Raw genomic sequence first — 18,187 nt, 5'->3', positions numbered from 1 at the left:
TTCTGGCAATGATGAAAGAGGTTGAAGCCGGAAATGTGGAGTATCTGTGTATCAAGGACATGAGCCGCATGGGTCGTGACTATCTGAAAGTCGGTCAGATTATGGAAATTCTGCGTCAGCGTGGCGTTCGCCTTATCGCCATCAATGACGGCGTGGACAGCGCCAGAGGGGACGATGATTTTACCCCTTTCCGCAACATTATGAACGAGTATTACGCCAGAGACACCAGCCGTAAAATCCGTTCCACTTTCCAGTCCAAAGGCAAGTCCGGCAAGCACCTCACAGGCACAGTCATTTACGGCTATCTCTGGAACGAAGCCAGAGACCAATGGTTGGTTGACCCCGAAGCCGCAGAGGTGGTCAAGCGTATCTTTGCCATGACGATTGAGGGCTACGGTCCGTATCAGATCGCCAGCAAGCTGAAAGAAGAAAAAATCCTCATTCCGTCCGCTTACCTTGCCCAGCACGGCGAGGGCGTGAACAAGAATAAGACTTTCAAAGATGTGTACGGCTGGGGTTCTTCCACCATTTGCAACATTCTTGAAAAGCGTGAGTATCTGGGACACACCATCAATTTTAAGACCCGAAAGCACTTCAAGGACAAGAAAAGCCATTATGTCCCGGAGGACGAATGGACAATTTTCGAGAATACCCATGAACCTATCATTGACCAGCAGACCTTTGACCTTGTGCAGAAAATCCGTGGGAATGTCAGACGCTACCCGGACGGCTGGGGCGAAGCAGCTCCCCTCACAGGCTTGCTTTATTGTGCCGATTGCGGCGGCAAGATGTATGTCCACCGCACCAACAACGGCAAGCGCATTTCTCAATACACCTGCTCACAGTACACAAAAGTTCCTTGCGGGACACTCTGCAAGACCCAGCACCGTATCAATGAAGATGTGGTACTGTCCCTTGTCTCTGAAATGCTGAAAGCCATTGCAGAATATGCCAAGCATGACGGAGCCGAGTTTGTCCGTGTGGTGCAGGAAGCACAGTCCAGCCAGCAGACGGCAGAGGTCAGGAAACAGCGGACACGCCTTGCCACAGCAAAGCAGAGAGTTTCCGAGCTGGAAGTCCTGCATCTACACCGTATTTCCGCGCCACCTGTTCAAAGCCTTTCAAATCCGTTTTCTCAATGGGAATACTGCTGACTCCCTGATTCTGACCGATCAGCTCTTTGATGCTCTGCTTTCCAATCGGCAGCTGCGCTGTTTTCTGAGCCACCTTCGCCTGATGGTGTCGTTTCCACGCATTATATCCATTCACGATGGTGCGAAAGGTCAGTTTCGTGGTACTGATTGCCAGATTGACGGTACGATTTTCAACTTCTTCCTGCATGAATCTCCGCCTCCTTCCTTACAAACTGTCCCGGTCCGGTGCCGGCTTGCTCTTTTCCAAAGGCTTCGCAGCCTTTTCCTCCATCTTCTTCACCATGTCATCCGGAACCGGAATCGCCATGATGCTGCGCCCCATGCGAACGAACATCTGGGCTGATGGAACTGTTCCTCAAATTTCTGCATCTGCTCCGAAGTCAGAGAACCAAAGTCATCCTCTGTCAGCCCAACCACCAGAAAATCACCGGCATAAATGTCCTGCATATCCCCGTCTTCGGTGTAAATCGCACGGTTCAGTGGCAGGCCATTGATTTTGCCGGATTCATTCAGAATAACGGCCACTTCATCCTCGAAAGGATAGGTCACTTCAATATCGCCGCCGACCATAGTCTGCAAATCTTCCAGTTCCGTGCCAACACTGATTTTCTTCGGGTAGGCGTTGGGCTGCACCAGCAGCACATCCATTGTTCTGTTCTCCGCCAGTTCATGTTCTCCCACAGTCTTTAAGTCCACGCTGGTGAAATCGCCGGAATCCAGAACATAGTCCCGATTGTTCCATGCCTGCATCACCATGCGTTCCGCGTCTTCCTGTGAGGCAGCTTCCACAGAAACCTTTCTTTGGAGAGTTTCCGTAATCTCCACATCGAATTTCTTCATAGGCTCCTCCTTAGATCAAGCGCAGTGCCGGAACCAGCTCGCCGCCAATGGAAACCACCGTCAGGTTTTCGCTCACATAGTCGATGGTGCGCTCCAGCGTAAACAGATTGATGCTGCATTCGTTGCCGTTCTGGTCGATTTCCGAAACTTCCGCAGCTCCCAGCAGATAGCGGGTTCTGTCAGTCTCGATCACATCGCTCTTATCATAATGGAGAAGCAGTTCCCCATCTGCCACCAGATCAGCCTCCATCTCATCATAAACATCCTCAAAGATATCTCGACTGCCGTCCTCGGTCAGAAGTTCGCCGCCTGCCCCCGGCAGGAGCACCATTACAATGCGCTCCTTCGGGTGATCTTCACGGATTGCCTCCAGCATCAACCAGTTATGAAGCATCGCAATGGACTTCTCAAACATGGGATCATCCATCGGATTCGGCTGCGCTGCACCGTTGGGGCAGTTCTTACAGTCCATGCTGCACACCGCGTTGTTCTGATTCTTCTTAAAGTTCATCATCATAAAAATCTCCTTCTTATCGTTCCATATCTCGTTGTTTACTTCGCTGCCACTTTTCCAGCAGCCGGATAATCGTGTCCTGCATTTGCTTCGGCGTATAGGATTTCGGGAAATACTTCCGAAGAACCTCGTTTTTAATCGTCACATGGTCAAGCTCATCCTTTTTGATTTCATTCATCACTTCACACATGGCATCCAAGTTGCAGCCGCCCTCCTGCGAGAGCTTTTTCAGCCGCTGCGCCTGCGACAGGGATGGAGATGCCTGTGCATAGTCCATTGCCTCCAGAAATTCTTTTTGTTCGGACGCTTTCAGGTAAGACAACTCTACCGCCGGATTGAAGGCGATTTTCTTCTCATCCACCATATCCAAAATTTCAGGAATCAGGTTGGTAAGGCGGATATAGCGTTTAACCGTATCCTTACTCATTCCAACAGCTTCACCAATAATCTCCGTAGACAACTTCGGTGCAAATTGCTCCGAAGTCAAATCTTTTCTCTGACCCTGATGTTTCATTGCCTCCAACTTCATCTTGTAAGAAAAAGCTCTCTCACTGGGAAGGATATTTTCCCGCTGCAAGTTGCTGTCCACCATAAAGATGATTGCCGCATCATCATCCATTTCCTTGACGATGACCGGCACTGTCTCCAAACCTGCCAGCTGTGCTGCATGAAGCCTACGGTGTCCCGAAAGAATTTCAAATCCGCCTTCCGGGTCAGGCCGTACAATCAGCGGTGATACTACACCAATCTGCCTGATACTCTCCACGGTCTGTTCCATCAGCTCATCGTCCAGCACCTTAAAGGGATGCCCTTCAAAGGGATGCAGGTCAGAAAGCGGCATCTCCGTCCGCTGCTCCTTAGCCGCAGCGTCGGCAGCTGAGCCACTGCGGTTTTCTGTTGTAATACTGGTTTTTGCTTTTGCCATTCAGCTTCTTAACCTCCTTCCAGCGGTGATAGATGTCATTCTTACCTGCGAAAAACGCCTTTTTTACCTTGCACTTCATAGATCAAGTACCTCCTTAACGACCTGCTGTTTTTCTTTTCCAATGCTCTTTCTGCGGTCCTCTCCGCTGATTCGCACCGGCGTACACATTTCCAGAATCCTGCTGTAAATCCGGGCGTATGTCACATCCTGCGGATTGCGGATTTCTGCAATCTTTAGATTGGTTGTGATAATGACCGGAAGCCCGGACTTGTACCGCTCATCAATGACAGCATAAACCTGCTCCAACGCATATTCGGTGCTGCGCTCAACCCCAAGATCATCCAGAATCAACAAAGAATAGTTGGAAAACGAAGCGATATACCGATATCGTTCTTCCGAATACATGGCTCCCATCTGGTTCAGGATTTTGGAGAAGTTCGTCATCAAAACCGAAATTCCCTGTTCCAGCAGCGCATTGGCAATACATGCCGTCACAAAGGACTTTCCGGTTCCGACATCTCCCCATAACAAAAGGCCAAGGTTTTCAGCCTTGACCTTTTTCCACTGCTCCACATAGCGTTTTGCCATCTGGATATCCTTATTGTCCTCTGCAACGGCAAAATTCCATTCCAGAAGATGCTTTTCCTGAATCCCAGTTGCTTTCAGTTGCCTGATTTTACGCTGCCGCTCCAGCAGCTCATCCTGGCGTTTCTTCTCCGCCATCGCTTCCTGCTGGCATCTGCAAAGGCAGGGAACAATCTTGTCTCTGCCCCAGAGCTTTACCCTGCACTGCACCGGCGTGTGGCAGCTCCGACAATACAGCAGACCATCCTCGCCCTGGTATTCCTGCTCTCCGGGTTCTTTCGGCGTAAAGAACGAATCCAACGCCGCATTCAAAACTTCGGGCACCATATCGCTCATAGGCTGTCTCCTTCCTCAAATGTGTAGTCTGCCGGGTTATACTTCGGCTTTTCTCTCTTTGCCCAGCTCCGGATTGTGGCAAGGTGATTTTTGTAGCTTTTGCCGGTGGAGGCCATATACTCAGAGAGCCGTTCCACCCGCATCTGATAATCACCTGGAAACTCCTGCCGGAGCTTTCCGTATTCTGTGTCAGAGAGAAGGACATTTTCATATGATCTATACCGGTGCTGGATTTCCTTCTTCTCTCTTTTATTGATTGTTTCAGTACTTGTTCTATTAGTACTTAATTGCGCGGGATTTTCCGTAACCGGTGTGTCCGTATCCGGATTACCGTATACGGCTTTTCCGTACACGGTGATTCCGAACACGGCTTTTTCCTCGGCATCTCATAAATCACATACTCTGCTCTGCCCATCCGACCGTTGCTCTCACGCTGCTGGTTCCTTTCCAGATACCCAAGACGCTCCAGCCCTTTCAGAGCCGTAAGCACTCCATCTACGCCGTCCGGCGTAATCGAAGATAATCCCCGTACCGAATAGTTCCATGTGTCCGGCAAACTGAGCAGCATAGAGAGAAGTCCTTTTCCTTTCAGGCTGAGACCCTGATCCCGCAGGTGGTAATTGCACATCGTTGTGTAATTGCTGTTTTTCTCAACCCTGAATACCGGCATGGTGCTCACCACCCTTTTTCGCAGGCTCCGCTTTTTTCTTTGGACATTTACGCGGACAATCTTCGCTGTCCTCCCGGCGATGGTATTTGCCGGTATCCTGCATCATGCGTTCAAATGCCTGAAGTCGTCCCTCTGTAAAAAGCGTCATTCGATCACACCCCATTTCTTAAACAACTTGAAGAGATGATTCTTTCCCTTGCAGGTCACTCTCGTCTGCTGTACCAGTTTTCCGCTTCTGCCGTAGCAATCCCGGACAATAAAATAGCCCCTTGCAGATTTGTCTGCAAAAGGCATCAACCAGCCGCTTGGACTACGATACAGATAGCGATGATCCAGTAAGAGAGCCACTGCCGTCTTCTCCGGGATTCCGATTTCCTGACAGAAATTCCGGATGCAGGTGCAATCCTCCGAGTTCACAAAGGTGTCGAAGTAGTCTGCCTTGGCTGCGCCGGATCCAGTTGTTTACGGATACCCTCAAGCTGCTCTCTCTCGCTACAAGCTCCTGCGCCAGAGTGTAGATGACATCCGGATGCTGAATCACCTGATCCAAAATGGAATCGCTCATATACACACCATGCTTGCGGATGGAAGGGAGAACTTCATCAAACACCCAGTGTTCAAATCGTTCTGCCGATGGCAGTTTGCTGTGAACGATCAGCCTGTAAACATCGCCTTCTGTGATAAAGGAAATTTCAACGACCTGCTCTCCAGCACCTCCATACTGATTCACCTTCTGAACGCCCCCCTCGCGTTTCGTTAGGGGGCCTCTGCAATGGCGCTTCACAGCGGCGTAGGGATTCACATACCCCAACGCTTTTGCCACATCGCTTGCACAAAAGAAGGTCTTGCCCGCCTCCTGTAACAACCGGATCGAACCAAACTCCTGGTTCTCAAACACCTCCATCATCTGCCTCAACTGTCCGCCATGACTGCCCACATCGGTGTCATGGGTCTTCTGATTGAAATCCGTCATACCTGTTACCTCCTGCTCGTATTTGTCTCGCCGGATTTCGGGCGAAAAAAATAGAGCCTCGACCCATTCTCGTTTTCAAAGAATGAGCCAAGGCTCTATGTAAATCAGTCAAGTATGTGTTCGTCCGTTGACGGCAAAATTGGACATCATTTTCTCCTATTGTCCACCAGTAATTTAACCCATAAGAGGTCAGAATGGGCTTGTCCACCAGTAATTTGGCCACTATAAACCCATAAATTTACGTTCAAATTCCATCAAAACCGAACAGGCCAGACAGAATTTTGGATATAGAAAAGCCCGGAAAATGGTGTATTTCCGGACTTTTTTAGCATTATTAAGCTGTAGATTAGCGCTTGGAGAACTGCGGAGCGCGACGAGCTGCTTTGAGACCGTACTTCTCCGCAAGGCGCTAAACTGCGTGGTATTCAATTCTCGCAAAAATCGACACAAATCGCACATTAAACGCACGCTTTCGCGTTTTTGAAACGCACGCAAGTTCCAAAATCGTGTATTTTGGAAAGTTGACTTTTGCACTTTCTCGTACCTTTTTATGCCCTCGTGTCGTCAATTTGTCGTCAGATTCCCGGCACAGTCGAGTTACTTCTCCATCGCCTCGGCCAGCTTGCGGATCAGCTGTTCGCCGTACTGGTACCGCAGCAGATACTCGATGGTCTGCTCCTCCAGACCGGCAACCTCCTGCACAGTGTCGATGGCGGCCTGCACCTCGGCGGTACCGTCCGGAACGAACGTGCGGCACTGCGGTGCGGTAATGCTCGGCAGTTTACGGATTGCATCGTAGCTGACCGCAAAGCCTGCCTGCTCCAGAGAGCGCATCTTGATGTAGTTTACCTCATCCTTGGTGATGCACTCGCAGGTGTACGTCTTGCCGTTGAGCATGATGTTCTTCTTCTCGACCACGATCTTGTCCTCCTCTTTCTTCTCAGGCTCGGCATACTTCTGCACCTCTGCCCAGGGGAAATTGACACCCGGACAGTCGGTTTCGTTGACATCCTTGTGACGGAGCAGCTTGAGCTTGCCGTAGCGGCTCATGATGTCGCGGATGAGGTCCTTGAGCGCAGCCAGCTGTGCGGCGGGCATGGTTTCCACCATGTAAGCGCCCTCACAACATATACCGATGGACTTGTCGTTGTGGCCCTTTGCATGGGCACCAACAGCCCATTCAGGACGGCCGCGCCAGATGGTACCGTCCTTACGGACATAGTAGTTGTAACCGATACCTGCCCATCCGCGCTCAAGGTGCCACTGGTTGATATCTTCAACCGATGCGTGGCTTGCCTCGGCGTGGTGCAGGATAATTTCGGACGTACTGTTGCGGTACGACCAGTTGCCGTTGTGCTTTAAGTTTGCGTCATGGATTTGCATTACTACCACCCTTTCCGTTGTCGCCCTGCTCACGCAGAGCCTCGAGTGCTCGCTCGAGGAACGCCGGGAACGGTACGCCCATCAGGCCGAGGTTCTCTAACAGACTCAATCCCTCATTGCCGACGAAGAACAGCATAACTGCCATGCGGATGTACGTTTCCCCAAGTGCATTGTCGAGCAGCACGCCCAGCCACACGACCAGCAGAATCATGCCCTTCTTGAGCAGACCAATGTAACCGGCCTTGCTGTCCAGTGCGCCGCTCTCCGTCTTGCGGGAACGCTGCCAGACGGCTGCTACCAGAACACCGGTCAAATAATCTGCGGCCATCAAGGCCACTAATACCTGCATAGCAGCGTCCCAACCTCCCAGTGCCTGCGCTGCGACGGTTCCCACCGCCGCAAACGCCGCAAGCACGCAGTTTTTAATGTGTACAGCGTCCATGCGCTCCTCCTTACTTCGCCTCCACGTCGTCAGCCGTGCCGCCGAACTCGGACGGTACCAGCTCAGGCAGACCGCTGTCGAGCAGGATCTCCGCTACCTTGGTCTTGAGTGCCTTGGGCACCTCGTCGAACTTCGTCTTGCCGAGGATCACTCTCTGTGCGAAAAACATTGCCATCATACTTACCAACCTTTCTAATGAATGTAGAATATTAAACTTCATCGCTGTAGACCTGAACGGCCATCTCTGCGATGCAGTCCTCGATAAAATCGCTGCGCTCGGTCGCGGCGTTGACCTGCGCCTTGAGCAGCTTGTTCTCCTTCTCGCTCTGCGTCAGCTGCGCCGTGAGCGCGTCCAGTGCCGCCGCTGTGCCGTCCACCGCACGGGTGAGAACAGCCGTCACACTGGTCGGGTCCTTCGCGTCCACCGTGACCGAACGCAACGCGTAGCCGGCAAGCACTTCCACCGTGTCGCCGTCGTCGGTTTTGACCGTGAGAACAGCGGAATCCAGTGCAAGCACGGCCTCGACCGACGTATCCGCAAACGGGATCGTCAGCAGGTCGCCGTCGGTCCGGTAGTCCAGAGCTTTGATGTCATTTACTTTCATGGTTACCCCTTTCTGTGGTCAGTTCGCCACATACTTATTGTATTGATGCCGTACACCTTCCTCGTTCAGTTCGGCGTAGATCTGTGTCGTTGCAATGTCCTCGTGACCGAGCAGCCGCTGGATGACGGTTACGTCCATGCCGCCGTTGAGCGCATGGGTCGCAAACGTGTGCCGGAGCAGATGCGGGTGTACCCTGCCCTCCAGTCCGGCGCGCTCGCTCAGGCTGTGGACGATGCGCTGAATGGCACGCGGCTTGAGCGGCTCATACGGCGATTTGCTAGAAACAAACAGACCGTCACCGCCCTTGCGCTGCATCATGTACTCCTCAATCATCAGGCGTGCGCGAACCGAGAAGTACACCACACGGTCTTTGTCGCCCTTGCCGGTGACCTGCACCGACCGATCTGCGAGATTGAGATCCGCCGCACGCAGCTGCGCGACTTCGCTCAAGCGGCAGCCGGTAGACACAAGGAACTCGATCAGCGCTTTCTCCCGGTACGTCTTGCAGGCATCGCGCAGGCGTTCCAGTTCTTCGACGGTCAGCGCCTGGCGGGCGCCCTTCTTGTCCAATTTCAAGGACTTGATCTTGCTCATCGGGTTCTTCTTGATCTTCTCCTCGACATGAAGCCACCCGAAAAACGCACGCAGTGTGTTGATGTGCGTTTGCAGCGACGTGTCTTTCAGGTGGCGCGTTTCATCGAGGTACGAAATATAGCCGCGGATGTCGTCAGTCGTTACCTTGGCAGCGCTCTTGTTCACCCTGGCGGCAAACATTTCGAGGTTGCAGCGGTAGTTCCCCAGGGTCTTGTCGGATAAGCCGTCAATGCGTTTCGCGCCCAGATAATACTTGATCCTGCGGTGCAGATCGCTGCGCTGTTCGTCCGATTCTTTCGTGATAGAATAGTCCTTTAAGATCGCGGCGAGCGCTTCGGCGGTCACAGGCATACCTCCGGAAAAAGTTTCGGAAAGCCGCTTTGCGAGTTCTGTTTTTGCGTTCATAACGTGTATCCCCTTTCGGATTTGGTGTATCTTTCATTATACACGAAACCCGAAAATCAGGGCGTTTTTGTGCGCATTAGACCGCTATGGCGGCGGTAATTAACAACAGTACAGCACTCAACGCTGTAGTGTCGTCCTCGACCGCTATGACGGCTGTGGCTTCGTCCCAGACCGCTATGGCGGCGGTAGCAAATAACAAGACTGCACTTACCGCTGTTATCAACAACGCATCTGCACTTAACACTGTGGTGTCGTCTTCGACCGCTATGGCGGCCGTGGCTTCGTCCCAGACCGCTATGACGGCTGTGGCTTCGTCCCAGACCGCTAGGGCGGCTATCGAGAAGTCGCAGGTAGCGAAGGACGCAATCGCAGCATCCGACATGGCAACTGCAAAGTATGCTGTCGGCGCTGCCGGTCTGAAGCCGGCAGACTATGCCAACATGGCAGCGGTAGCTGCATCCCAGACCGCTATGACGGCGGTATGCTCGTCTGCATTGGCGTTCAATGCGGCACTGAAGAACAGTACAGCACGCACTCAACTTGCCGGAAGTTCGTATTTACAGAGTAATTACGATAAATTGCTTTCTACCGTTGGAAACAGCACTTATTTCAGCCAGAAGTTCGACAATATTGATTCTGGAGCTAAACGCGCTATTTCCGGCGGCAATACCGATACTACCGCGACCGCAAATGAATCTGTATTCTTGTGCAAGAAAATCGGTGCATGGAGCAACGGAAATTCCGTTACCGGTACCGTTGCACATCTTCAGACGAAAACTACGGCAGGCAGTATCAGCACGAGAGCCGGTGGCGGTCAAAGCACCGACGACTACACTACTGGCGGCGTACAAGCTAAATATATCTGCATTGGCGGCTGCACATTTACCGAGAACGGCGACGCTTACTGCTGCGGTATTTTCGCCTTTGCCAAGTAGTATTTTACTGCGTATTAACATTCTAAGACGTACCACTCAGCTCTATATAGGCGCTTATGAGCCTGTTTTAGCTGAATGTTACGGCTTAATACTACAAAACAACCGAGAAAGTCGGTGAATACGGCGTTATCGCAGCGGTTGCGTGCGCATTAGAATGTTAATGCGTACCTAATAAGAGCCTTTTAGCAGGGGATATAGTACAATGTAGAGCTGTTTTGATACCAGTATACAGAGAGCGAAGTTTGAAACGCTTTGAGCAGATTCTGGTTAGTTCCGTTAGAGGAAAACGTAGTCTGAACATTATCCGTTTTGACCCAACCATTACCTCCGCTAACACTGGCGCCATAGATATAAACCGCAATACCTCGACCAGATCGAACCGTTTCCGTAGTCCAATTATTCCCGGACTTTGTTTTAGCAACCAACAACGGCGATGCCTTGAGGGCGTTAATAGCCGTGGTAGAAGCCGAAATCGCAGACATTGCCGTGCTTGATGTGGCAATAGCCGCCATAGCGGTCGAAGACGATGCAATCGCGTTCATGTCCGCATAGCCGCTCGGATTCAGTCCGGCCAGCTCTGCTACAGTCTTACCCATTACAGCGCTGCTTGCGTTGCTAAAGATTGCCCACGCAGAGGCATTGTTCTGTACGGCCGTCATAGCGGTGCTGCTTCGGAAGATAGCCGCCATAGCGGTCTGGGACGATGCAATAGCCGTCATAGCGGTCGAAGATGCAGCGACCGCGCTCATATCGTCATACGCGCTGCAGGACAGGCCCGCGAGCGTTGCCACGGTCTTGCCCATCGCCACGCCGCTGGCAGACAGCGCACGCCACAGCAGTTCGTTCGCCATCATCGCCTTGCAGCGATCCTCATCGCCGAGCAGCTCATCCCAGCTGTCGAACTCGTAATACTGACCCATCCATGTATAGACGGCATCGTTCGCCACATCGCTGGCCAGCAGCATAGAGCGCAGTGTTTCACTGTTGCGGTCCTCCTTGCCTACCGGCGTACCCAGCACGACAGACACACCGCCGAGATTGCTTGCAAACTCTTTCGCGTGGGTCGGATTTTCGAGCAGTGTTTCCATCTTGTGTACGCCCTTGCGATAGTTGCCTTTCAGGGCATTGCAATAGTTGATAAAGTCAAGCTGATTTACGCCTAACATTACCGTTCACCTCCAAATTCGACTGCAATATAGTTAATTTTCACGGCGGTTGCCGTCGTTGTCGTGCCAGTCACGAGCGTTGCCGCCGAGTGGGACGGCGTGGTTCCGGTGCTTGCGCCGACGTAGTACGTTCCGCTTGCCTGTGTCCGCAAGCAATACTGGAAGCCGTCCTTTGTCACGTTCTGCACCTGCACGATACCGTCAAAGGCTTCGGCTTGGCACACGACGTTTGGCACGCCCTCAAACGGCTGACGAAACTTGAACGTATTCCAACCCGCGCCGCTGTTGGTAAACGTGCCGACCACAAAGGCGGTGTCCTCCAGCTCGCCAACGTCACCGGAACCGCCGCCGCTGGCCGCAAGCGCCGCGAGCATCTGAAATGCATCGTCCGGCACCATGGTTTCAGGATCGCCGCCGAGCATGGTGCATGTTTCATCTTTCAGCAGCGTGTACGGATTGAGCGGATCACCCTCGACAACAGGATTGTCCGCACGCTCCATGACGGCGTATTTGGTCGAGCCGTCCTCAAACGTCAGCTTGATACGGCCCGGATTCAGGCTTGTCTTGCTCTCATTTCACACCTCCCCGGCGTACAGATCGCCGCAGAAGTACCAGCACTGCATCGTGCGCTGCACCATGTCCTCTGCGTCGATCAGAATTTTCTCAATGTCATTGGCCTCATCAGCGTGAACGGCCGCTTGCCGCTCGGTACGTTCGGCGTGCTCGCGAACAGCACAAGTGCCTTGCGGATAAGCCGCAGATTGTTCAGGTACCGCTTGGCGGCTGCCGGTGTGGCTCTGTCCGTCCACACCCAGTCCGTCCGCGGCGTGACTACCACATCAAAGCCGCAGGCACGCAGCCGTGCGGCAACGTACCGCATGGCCTGCCCGACACGGTTGAGGTCGGTAATGTTGTAGTAATCGCCCCGGGTGCGGTTTGTGATAAGCGTGTCGATAATACTCATGCGTTACCGTCCTCTCAGCGTAATGGTTTCCAGACCGCCGCCGGACAGGTCGGTCACAACGCGCTGGATATAGCCGGTCAGCGTGCGCCCGCCCAGACTGGACACCTCTGCCCGCTCTGCGGCCTGCTCCTGTCCGGGCAGGATCTGTCCCTCGTCGGTATAGCGCAGCTGATAATAGTCGTACAGCCGCCGGGCGACGTCCTGCGCTTTGCCCGGGTCAACCAGTGTGGCGCTCGTGACGCTCTTTGCACTGGCCTTGGCACCGGCAGGCAGCGGTTCGGTCTTGACCGTGTAAACCGTCTTCGTGTCCTCGTACCCGTAACCGGACAGAATGACCTCTCCGGCCTTGGTGACGTTCACAATGCAGTAGTTCGGGTGCTTCTCCACGATAGCCGCACCGGAAACCGAAGTCACCGAAACCGGCGAGGAAAACGTGACCGTATGCTCCCCGACCTCAAAGGTCGCCTTGTTCAGCTCCTTCACCTCGTCCGTGATGAGCGTGTACTGGTGCGCGGTGATGTCCACCTGCGTGACAAGCGCCTCCATCGTAATTTTGTGCCCGACGATCTTCCGTTCCGGTGTGATGGTCTTGGTAATTTCGCTCGGTGCCGGATAGAACCGCACGATTTCCGTCCGTGCCGTATCGACCACCGCACCGATTGCAAACGCGATCTGCTGCAGCGCCGTCCGCTTGGAGCCAATGGCAAGGTAGCCGGTGAGTGTCACACCGTCAAACGCCTTGTCGAGTGCAAACTCCACGTTCTCCGGCGTGAGAATATCGTCCAGCAGGTCGCTGACCAGCGTTTTCTCGTAGATACCGCCTTTGTACTCAACGGTATCCAGCACTCCGATCATATCCACGCACGAGAGTGCGGTCACCGCATCCACCGTGCCGGTTGCTTCCTGCAGATAATACTTGCCGAGCATGGTGCGCGTGCTGTCCACGGTCTTGTAGGCGGTCAGCTCCTGCTTCCACTGAAACAGGCGATACGCGCCTGCCGGATCGAGCAGAGCAAACCGGCTGTTCGGCGTATAGAACGACACCTCCGCCTTGTTGATCGGCAGCGTGAGCGCCACCGGACTGATCTCCTCTGTGAGATTTGCCGAGGTAACACGCGCATCGTCCAGAATCTCAAGCACACCGAACAGGATACTCGAGGCACGGAAAAACCGGTGCGCGTACTTCATGGATTTCACTGTCACGACCACCTTGTAGTAGTCCTCAACCTGCCAGTCGCAGAAATAATCGAATCGATCAGGCGTGAAGTCCTTGTCAGCCAGCAGGCCGCCATCATAGCCGTACCATTTGATGTTCACGGTCTTAGGCAGCGTGGCAACGAATGTGAACGTAATACCGGCACTGCTGTGCGGTGTCGGCGTGCCGTCCTCGTTGTAGAACGTGACGGTCAGCGTGGGCGGGTTGGAAAAGGTCAGGTCGCCGCCGGATAGGTCGGTGCTCCACCATCCCCACTGTGTCAGGCGGGCGTTATCCGGCAGCCACTCCTTCGAGCCGTCCAGCGGAAAGCCGAAATCCGGCTCGAGTGTGGCGACATTCGGGAACACGATCGGGTCCTCCGCGTTGATGTCCTCGATACGGGCATAGTCCTGATTCTGCGACACGGCAAAGTGCGCGTCCCCTCTCGCCGTTACGTCCCAGAACCCGAACCGGAACTCACAGGTCGTTTTCATCGGCTACACCCCCAGCGGCTCGGTGCCGGTAAAGGACAGCGTGAGGTTGTCCCACAGAACGCCGTCCTCGTCCTCGGTGATGATCTCGTCGGAAACGCTGTCGAATGCGCCGACATAGGTTTCCGTGCCGGTGTGGCTGCTCGGCAGCTCTACGGCAATATCGTCGGTCGTCGAGCGCAGCAGCGCCATCAATCGGTCGTACTCTGCCGCACCGAAGCTGCCGAGGTTCAGCGCGAAATCCATGTAGGTGGCCTGCACCTCTCGATGGGTGCGGCCGTCCTCGGTTGTCACACGGTATTTCTCCGTGCGCCGCAGCGTGCGCGACACCGAAGCCACACCGACCGCGTAGACGGTGCCGTTCAGTTTGATATTCATGCTCAATCCTCCAGTGTATCGCCTACGCGGTTATCTTCTTCCTTGAGCCGCAGGCCGAGCATACGGACCAGCTCACCGGTCACGCCGTCCCCCTCGATGCGGGCGACCTTCTCGACCGTTTTCGTGCTGTTGTGCACCTCACGGGTGACACCGCCAGCGGCGGCTCTGCCCTCGCTCTGAGCGGCTGCGGCTACGCTGATTTTGCCGGTTTCTGCGGCAACGGCGTTCTGCATCTTGCGCCCCCAGCCGTCCAGCTCGCCCTCGAAACCGACGATAAAGCCCTGCGCGGTCGGTACGCCGACCAGATCGCGCATCTTGCGGGACGGGCTGTGGATGTCCATGGCACGCTGCATCTCGCGGATGATGGCGTTGGCGATGGAACGCGCGGTTGCGATCGCGGTCTTGCCCGCCTCCGCCAGACCCTCGTTAAAGCCCATCATTGCATCAACGCCGACGTCCTCCAGCTGATCGGTCAGCACGCCTAAATCCTCGGGCAGCCGATCGATAAAATCGTTCTGGAGTGTCGTGCGCTGGTCCTGATAGAACTGCGCGGCAACTCTCTGCGCAGCAGCCTGCTTTTCCTGCCACTTGACGATGTAGGCGTTGTACTGCTCCTCAGTCATTTGCAGCAGTTTCTGGCTGTACGCCAGACCGTCGTCGAGGCTCATGTCCGCAATGCCGGAGAGCAGCTCCTCCGGAATGTCGCGTTCCTTAAGCGCCTGCAGTGCATCGCCAAAGGCGTTGATCTGGTCGATGTCGTCCTGCAGGTCGCGAATCTTGAAGCTGTTGCCCAACTTGCCGCTCGTCTTCTCGAACAGGTCGCCGTAGTCGGCCAGTTTCTCAGCAAACTTGTCCTGCCGCTTCTCGATCTCATCGAGCGCTTTCTCGTACTCATCGCGGTACTTCTGCACGGCTTTCAGCTGGGTCTGGAGTGCCGTTTTCTGGTTCGCCTCGTCCTTTTCCAACTGTTCCTTGGCGTGCTTTTCCTTGAGCTCGGCAATCTCGTTAAGAATCTGCTGTTCGTTTTCCTTGGATGCCTTTTTCAGCTTGGCGTACTTCTCGTTCAGAGAATCCTGATACGCCTTTTCGCTCTCGGCCTCCTTGCGCTTAGTCGCGGCAACTTCCATATCGGTGAGCTGCTGCTGGAGATCCTCCTCCTGCTTGACAAGCGCGTTGTTCAACCGTTCGGCGGTTTTGAGTACAGTGTCCTGCGTTTTCTCCATACCGGCGGCAAAGCCGAGCATGGTAAACTTGCCGATCTCGGCGAACACCTTGGACGGGCTGTGAATCTTCAGCAGACCCTTAACGCTGTTCACGATGCCGGAGAAGAAACTGCTGACCTTGCTTCTGAGCCAGCCTGCCATCGAGGAAATACCCTGCCAGACACCCTGTGCAATCTGTACGCCGATGGACGTGATCGAACCCATCAGACCCCGGAACGCGCTGACGATCGCGGAAACAATTTGCGGCACAGCGGCAACGATGGTGCTGATAATGGTCGGCAGGTTGCGGACGAGCGCCACAAGCAGCTGCACACCGGCGCTTGCAATCTGCGGCGCGTTGGAAACCAGTGTGCTGACAACAGCCGTGATAATCTGCGGCAAGGCTGCCGTGATGGTCGAAATAATCGTCGGCAATGCCTGAATGAGTGCTACCAGCAGTGTGATACCGGCCTGCACGATCTGCGGCACGTTGCTGACGAGTGTTGTCACGATGCTGTTGATGATCTGCGGCAGTGCGGCTGTAATCGTCGAGATGATGGTCGGCAGCGCCTGCACGAGTGCTACCAGCAGTGTGATACCGGCCTGCACGATCTGCGGCACGGCGCTGACCAGAACGGACACCAGACCGTCAATGATGGTCGGTACAGCGGCCACCAGCACCGGGATTGCGGCAATCAGACCCTCCGCCAGTCCCTCGATGAGCGTGATGGCTGCTTCGACCAGTGTCGGCAGCACTGCTAAAACGCCCTCGATAAAGCCGTTCAGCAGCGTGCCCGCCGATGCCACCAGCGTGGGAATGTTTGCAACAAGTCCCTGCACCAGTTCGTTGATGGCCTGTGCCGCGATGGGCAGCAGCGTCGGCAGAGCCGTACCCAGACCGTTCGCCAGCGCGGTGATGATCTGCACTGCTGTTGTCGCCAGCAGCGGCAGGACGGTCGCAATGCCGTTCACCAGAGCGTTCACAATGCCCAGTGCGCTCGTCACCAGCGCCGGAAGATTCGACTGAATGCCCGTGACAAGCGAGGTGAGCAGCTGCACGCCTGCGTTTATCATCTGCGGCGCCAGACCGGCGATGTAGGACACCATCTGCGCCAGTGCATCACCGACCGCGCCCACAGCGGCGGTAATGCCGCCCTCGCTGAACGCATCCGAGATTTCACCGACCATACTGGTGGCAAGCTGCACGCTCTCGCGCAGCGGACCGTTCATGCTCTCGTAGGCGGCAATGCCCAGGCCCTCAAGACCGGACTGCAGAATGGTGATGTCGCCCTGCAGGTTGTCCAGCTGAGTGTCTGCCATGTCCTGCATGGCGCCGCCGCTGTTTGCGATGGCATCCGCAAGGTTGTCGAACTCATCACCGCAGCCCGCAAGCAGCGCCTGTGCGGATTTGAGGTCAACCTTGTTGAAGATCTCGCTGAGCACCTTGGTCTTTTCGCCCTCGGTCATGTTCGCCATGGAATTGTTGAGGTCCTTGAACACCTCGTTGAGCGGGCGCATATTGCCTGCCGCATCGTAGACGTTCAGACCGAGCGAGTTCATCGCATCGGCGGCCTTGTCGGTCGGCGCGGACAGCGACAGGATGACATTTCGCAGCGCCGTACCACCCTCTGCGCCCTTGATGCCGCGGTTGGCGAGCACGCCGAGTGCAGCGTTCAGCTCGACCGTACCGCCTGCAAGGCTCTTTGCCGTGCCGCCGACGGTGAGGATGGCCTCACCGAGCTGTGCGACCGAGGTATTGGCCTTGCTGGCGGTTTTCGCCATCTGGTCACCGAACTTGGTCAGGTTTTCGTTGGACGCCTCAATGCCGAGCGCCGCCATGGCGTCGGTTGCCAGGTCAGAGGCGTATGCTAAATCCATACCGCCCGCCGCTGCAAGGTTTAGGACAGCGGGCAGAGCGTCCGCCGCCGTCTGGGCGTCGTAACCGGCGAGGGCGAGGTAGTTGAGCGCCTCGGCGGCCTGTGAAGCGGAAAACGCGGTCGTAGCGCCGGCATCCTTGGCCGCCTGACTGAGCAGCTCGAAGTCTGCGCTGCCGTTTGCGATCTCGTCGGTCGTGATGCCCATGGTGGCTGCCACCTGCGACATACTGCTCTCAAAGCCGCTGCCGACCTTGATGGCCGCCGCAGCCAGACCGCCGACAGCAGCCGTTGCGGCACCCACTGCCGTGCCGACACCCTTGAGGGCGCCGCCTGCCAGCGAACCCAGTCCGCCTAATGTCTTTTGAAACGCACTGGAATCGCCCTTAATGTCAATAATAACCGAGCCATCGGCCATAGTGTCACCTCTTTTACGGGACACCATCGGCACTCTGGCGCTACTTGGTGTTGATAATCACTTCAAATTCCTTTTTGCACTTCCGGCCCTTGCACCGTACCCAGATACCGGAGCACTGGGCGGTCTTAGGCTCGTACT

Annotated in this window: 23 protein-coding genes and 1 pseudogene; 2 read left to right on the top strand and 22 right to left on the bottom strand. The window is 54.9% G+C overall.

Annotated features, from left to right (window positions below; translation table 11 throughout):
* A pseudogene (locus DXB00_RS11435) lies at positions 1 to 1,082 on the top strand (recombinase family protein); the annotation flags it as partial.
* Here the strand turns inward: DXB00_RS11435 and DXB00_RS17985 are convergent.
* The 16 genes from DXB00_RS17985 to xerA form a co-directional block, all read right to left on the bottom strand.
* Positions 1,021 to 1,341, bottom strand: a complete 321-nt coding sequence (locus DXB00_RS17985; RefSeq protein ID WP_330425284.1) for a PcfB family protein — start codon at positions 1,339 to 1,341, stop codon at positions 1,021 to 1,023. The pseudogene DXB00_RS11435 and the gene DXB00_RS17985 overlap by 62 nt on opposite strands.
* 89 nt (positions 1,342 to 1,430) lie before the next feature.
* Complete coding sequence (locus DXB00_RS11425; RefSeq protein WP_243107213.1) at positions 1,431 to 1,994, bottom strand: DUF3846 domain-containing protein; 564 nt, start codon at positions 1,992 to 1,994, stop codon at positions 1,431 to 1,433.
* Between the two features lie 10 nt (positions 1,995 to 2,004).
* On the bottom strand, positions 2,005 to 2,511 hold the full coding sequence (locus tag DXB00_RS11420) for a hypothetical protein (RefSeq protein ID WP_118730421.1): 507 nt from the start codon (positions 2,509 to 2,511) through the stop codon (positions 2,005 to 2,007).
* A gap of 13 nt (positions 2,512 to 2,524) precedes the next feature.
* Complete coding sequence (locus tag DXB00_RS11415) at positions 2,525 to 3,433, bottom strand: ParB/RepB/Spo0J family partition protein (RefSeq protein WP_118730422.1); 909 nt, start codon at positions 3,431 to 3,433, stop codon at positions 2,525 to 2,527.
* Positions 3,366 to 3,512 (bottom strand): hypothetical protein, encoded by a 147-nt coding sequence (locus tag DXB00_RS16455; protein ID WP_158578400.1) that lies wholly within the window; start codon positions 3,510 to 3,512, stop codon positions 3,366 to 3,368. The genes DXB00_RS11415 and DXB00_RS16455 overlap by 68 nt, the downstream gene beginning before the upstream one ends.
* A complete protein-coding gene (locus DXB00_RS11410; protein WP_118730423.1) occupies positions 3,509 to 4,354 on the bottom strand; it encodes an ATP-binding protein in 846 nt (281 codons plus the stop codon). The genes DXB00_RS16455 and DXB00_RS11410 overlap by 4 nt, the downstream gene beginning before the upstream one ends.
* Positions 4,351 to 4,497, bottom strand: coding sequence for a hypothetical protein (locus DXB00_RS18275; protein WP_243107212.1), 147 nt, complete (start codon positions 4,495 to 4,497; stop codon positions 4,351 to 4,353). Before DXB00_RS18275 ends, DXB00_RS11410 begins: the two co-directional genes overlap by 4 nt.
* Positions 4,498 to 4,637: 140 nt before the next feature.
* The gene (locus DXB00_RS18270; protein ID WP_243107211.1) at positions 4,638 to 5,024 is read right to left on the bottom strand and encodes a helix-turn-helix domain-containing protein; all 387 of its coding nucleotides are present in this window, start codon (positions 5,022 to 5,024) and stop codon (positions 4,638 to 4,640) included.
* Positions 5,005 to 5,172 (bottom strand): hypothetical protein, encoded by a 168-nt coding sequence (locus DXB00_RS16710; RefSeq protein WP_199677322.1) that lies wholly within the window; start codon positions 5,170 to 5,172, stop codon positions 5,005 to 5,007. The genes DXB00_RS18270 and DXB00_RS16710 overlap by 20 nt, the downstream gene beginning before the upstream one ends.
* Positions 5,169 to 5,441 carry a phage antirepressor KilAC domain-containing protein gene (locus DXB00_RS17300; RefSeq protein WP_243107210.1) on the bottom strand — a complete coding sequence of 91 codons (273 nt, stop codon included), beginning with the start codon at positions 5,439 to 5,441 and terminating at the stop codon, positions 5,169 to 5,171. The genes DXB00_RS16710 and DXB00_RS17300 overlap by 4 nt, the downstream gene beginning before the upstream one ends.
* Complete coding sequence (locus DXB00_RS11400) at positions 5,335 to 5,997, bottom strand: BRO-N domain-containing protein (protein WP_243107209.1); 663 nt, start codon at positions 5,995 to 5,997, stop codon at positions 5,335 to 5,337. Before DXB00_RS11400 ends, DXB00_RS17300 begins: the two co-directional genes overlap by 107 nt.
* Positions 5,998 to 6,594: 597 nt before the next feature.
* On the bottom strand, positions 6,595 to 7,380 hold the full coding sequence (locus DXB00_RS17295) for an N-acetylmuramoyl-L-alanine amidase (protein ID WP_119214953.1): 786 nt from the start codon (positions 7,378 to 7,380) through the stop codon (positions 6,595 to 6,597).
* Positions 7,367 to 7,822, bottom strand: a complete 456-nt coding sequence (locus DXB00_RS11390; protein WP_119214952.1) for a phage holin family protein — start codon at positions 7,820 to 7,822, stop codon at positions 7,367 to 7,369. Before DXB00_RS11390 ends, DXB00_RS17295 begins: the two co-directional genes overlap by 14 nt.
* A gap of 10 nt (positions 7,823 to 7,832) precedes the next feature.
* Entirely contained in the window at positions 7,833 to 8,000 is a 168-nt protein-coding gene (locus tag DXB00_RS16700) for a hypothetical protein (protein WP_199697288.1), read from the bottom strand.
* 31 nt (positions 8,001 to 8,031) lie between these two features.
* A complete protein-coding gene (locus DXB00_RS11385; protein WP_119214951.1) occupies positions 8,032 to 8,427 on the bottom strand; it encodes a hypothetical protein in 396 nt (131 codons plus the stop codon).
* Positions 8,428 to 8,445: 18 nt separating this feature from the next.
* Positions 8,446 to 9,426: a site-specific tyrosine recombinase/integron integrase gene (xerA, locus tag DXB00_RS11380; RefSeq protein WP_119214950.1), complete on the bottom strand. Its 981-nt coding sequence runs from the start codon at positions 9,424 to 9,426 to the stop codon at positions 8,446 to 8,448.
* Positions 9,427 to 9,512: 86 nt separating this feature from the next.
* On the opposite strand from xerA, the gene DXB00_RS11370 reads away from it, so the two are divergent.
* Positions 9,513 to 10,361: a hypothetical protein gene (locus DXB00_RS11370; RefSeq protein ID WP_147359212.1), complete on the top strand. Its 849-nt coding sequence runs from the start codon at positions 9,513 to 9,515 to the stop codon at positions 10,359 to 10,361.
* A 182-nt stretch (positions 10,362 to 10,543) separates the two neighbouring features.
* Here the strand turns inward: DXB00_RS11370 and DXB00_RS11365 are convergent, their stop codons facing one another.
* From DXB00_RS11365 to DXB00_RS11340, 6 genes are all read right to left on the bottom strand, one after another.
* On the bottom strand, positions 10,544 to 11,527 hold the full coding sequence (locus DXB00_RS11365; protein ID WP_119214947.1) for a hypothetical protein: 984 nt from the start codon (positions 11,525 to 11,527) through the stop codon (positions 10,544 to 10,546).
* A complete protein-coding gene (locus DXB00_RS11360; protein ID WP_119214946.1) occupies positions 11,527 to 12,027 on the bottom strand; it encodes an H-type lectin domain-containing protein in 501 nt (166 codons plus the stop codon). Before DXB00_RS11360 ends, DXB00_RS11365 begins: the two co-directional genes overlap by 1 nt.
* 152 nt (positions 12,028 to 12,179) lie before the next feature.
* A complete protein-coding gene (locus DXB00_RS11355) occupies positions 12,180 to 12,491 on the bottom strand; it encodes a hypothetical protein (RefSeq protein ID WP_119214945.1) in 312 nt (103 codons plus the stop codon).
* A 3-nt stretch (positions 12,492 to 12,494) separates the two neighbouring features.
* On the bottom strand, positions 12,495 to 14,180 hold the full coding sequence (locus DXB00_RS11350) for a hypothetical protein (protein ID WP_119214944.1): 1,686 nt from the start codon (positions 14,178 to 14,180) through the stop codon (positions 12,495 to 12,497).
* A gap of 3 nt (positions 14,181 to 14,183) precedes the next feature.
* The gene (locus DXB00_RS11345) at positions 14,184 to 14,555 is read right to left on the bottom strand and encodes a hypothetical protein (RefSeq protein ID WP_119214943.1); all 372 of its coding nucleotides are present in this window, start codon (positions 14,553 to 14,555) and stop codon (positions 14,184 to 14,186) included.
* 2 nt (positions 14,556 to 14,557) lie between these two features.
* Positions 14,558 to 18,049: a phage tail tape measure protein gene (locus DXB00_RS11340; RefSeq protein WP_243107208.1), complete on the bottom strand. Its 3,492-nt coding sequence runs from the start codon at positions 18,047 to 18,049 to the stop codon at positions 14,558 to 14,560.
* Positions 18,050 to 18,187: the final 138 nt, after the last annotated feature.

Origin of the sequence: Butyricicoccus sp. OF10-2, assembly GCF_003481925.1 — a bacterium.
Lineage (GTDB): Bacteria > Bacillota > Clostridia > Oscillospirales > Butyricicoccaceae > Agathobaculum > Agathobaculum butyriciproducens.
Note: the sequence above shows the minus strand (reverse complement) of the source record. Positions and strands in the feature narration are given on the sequence as shown.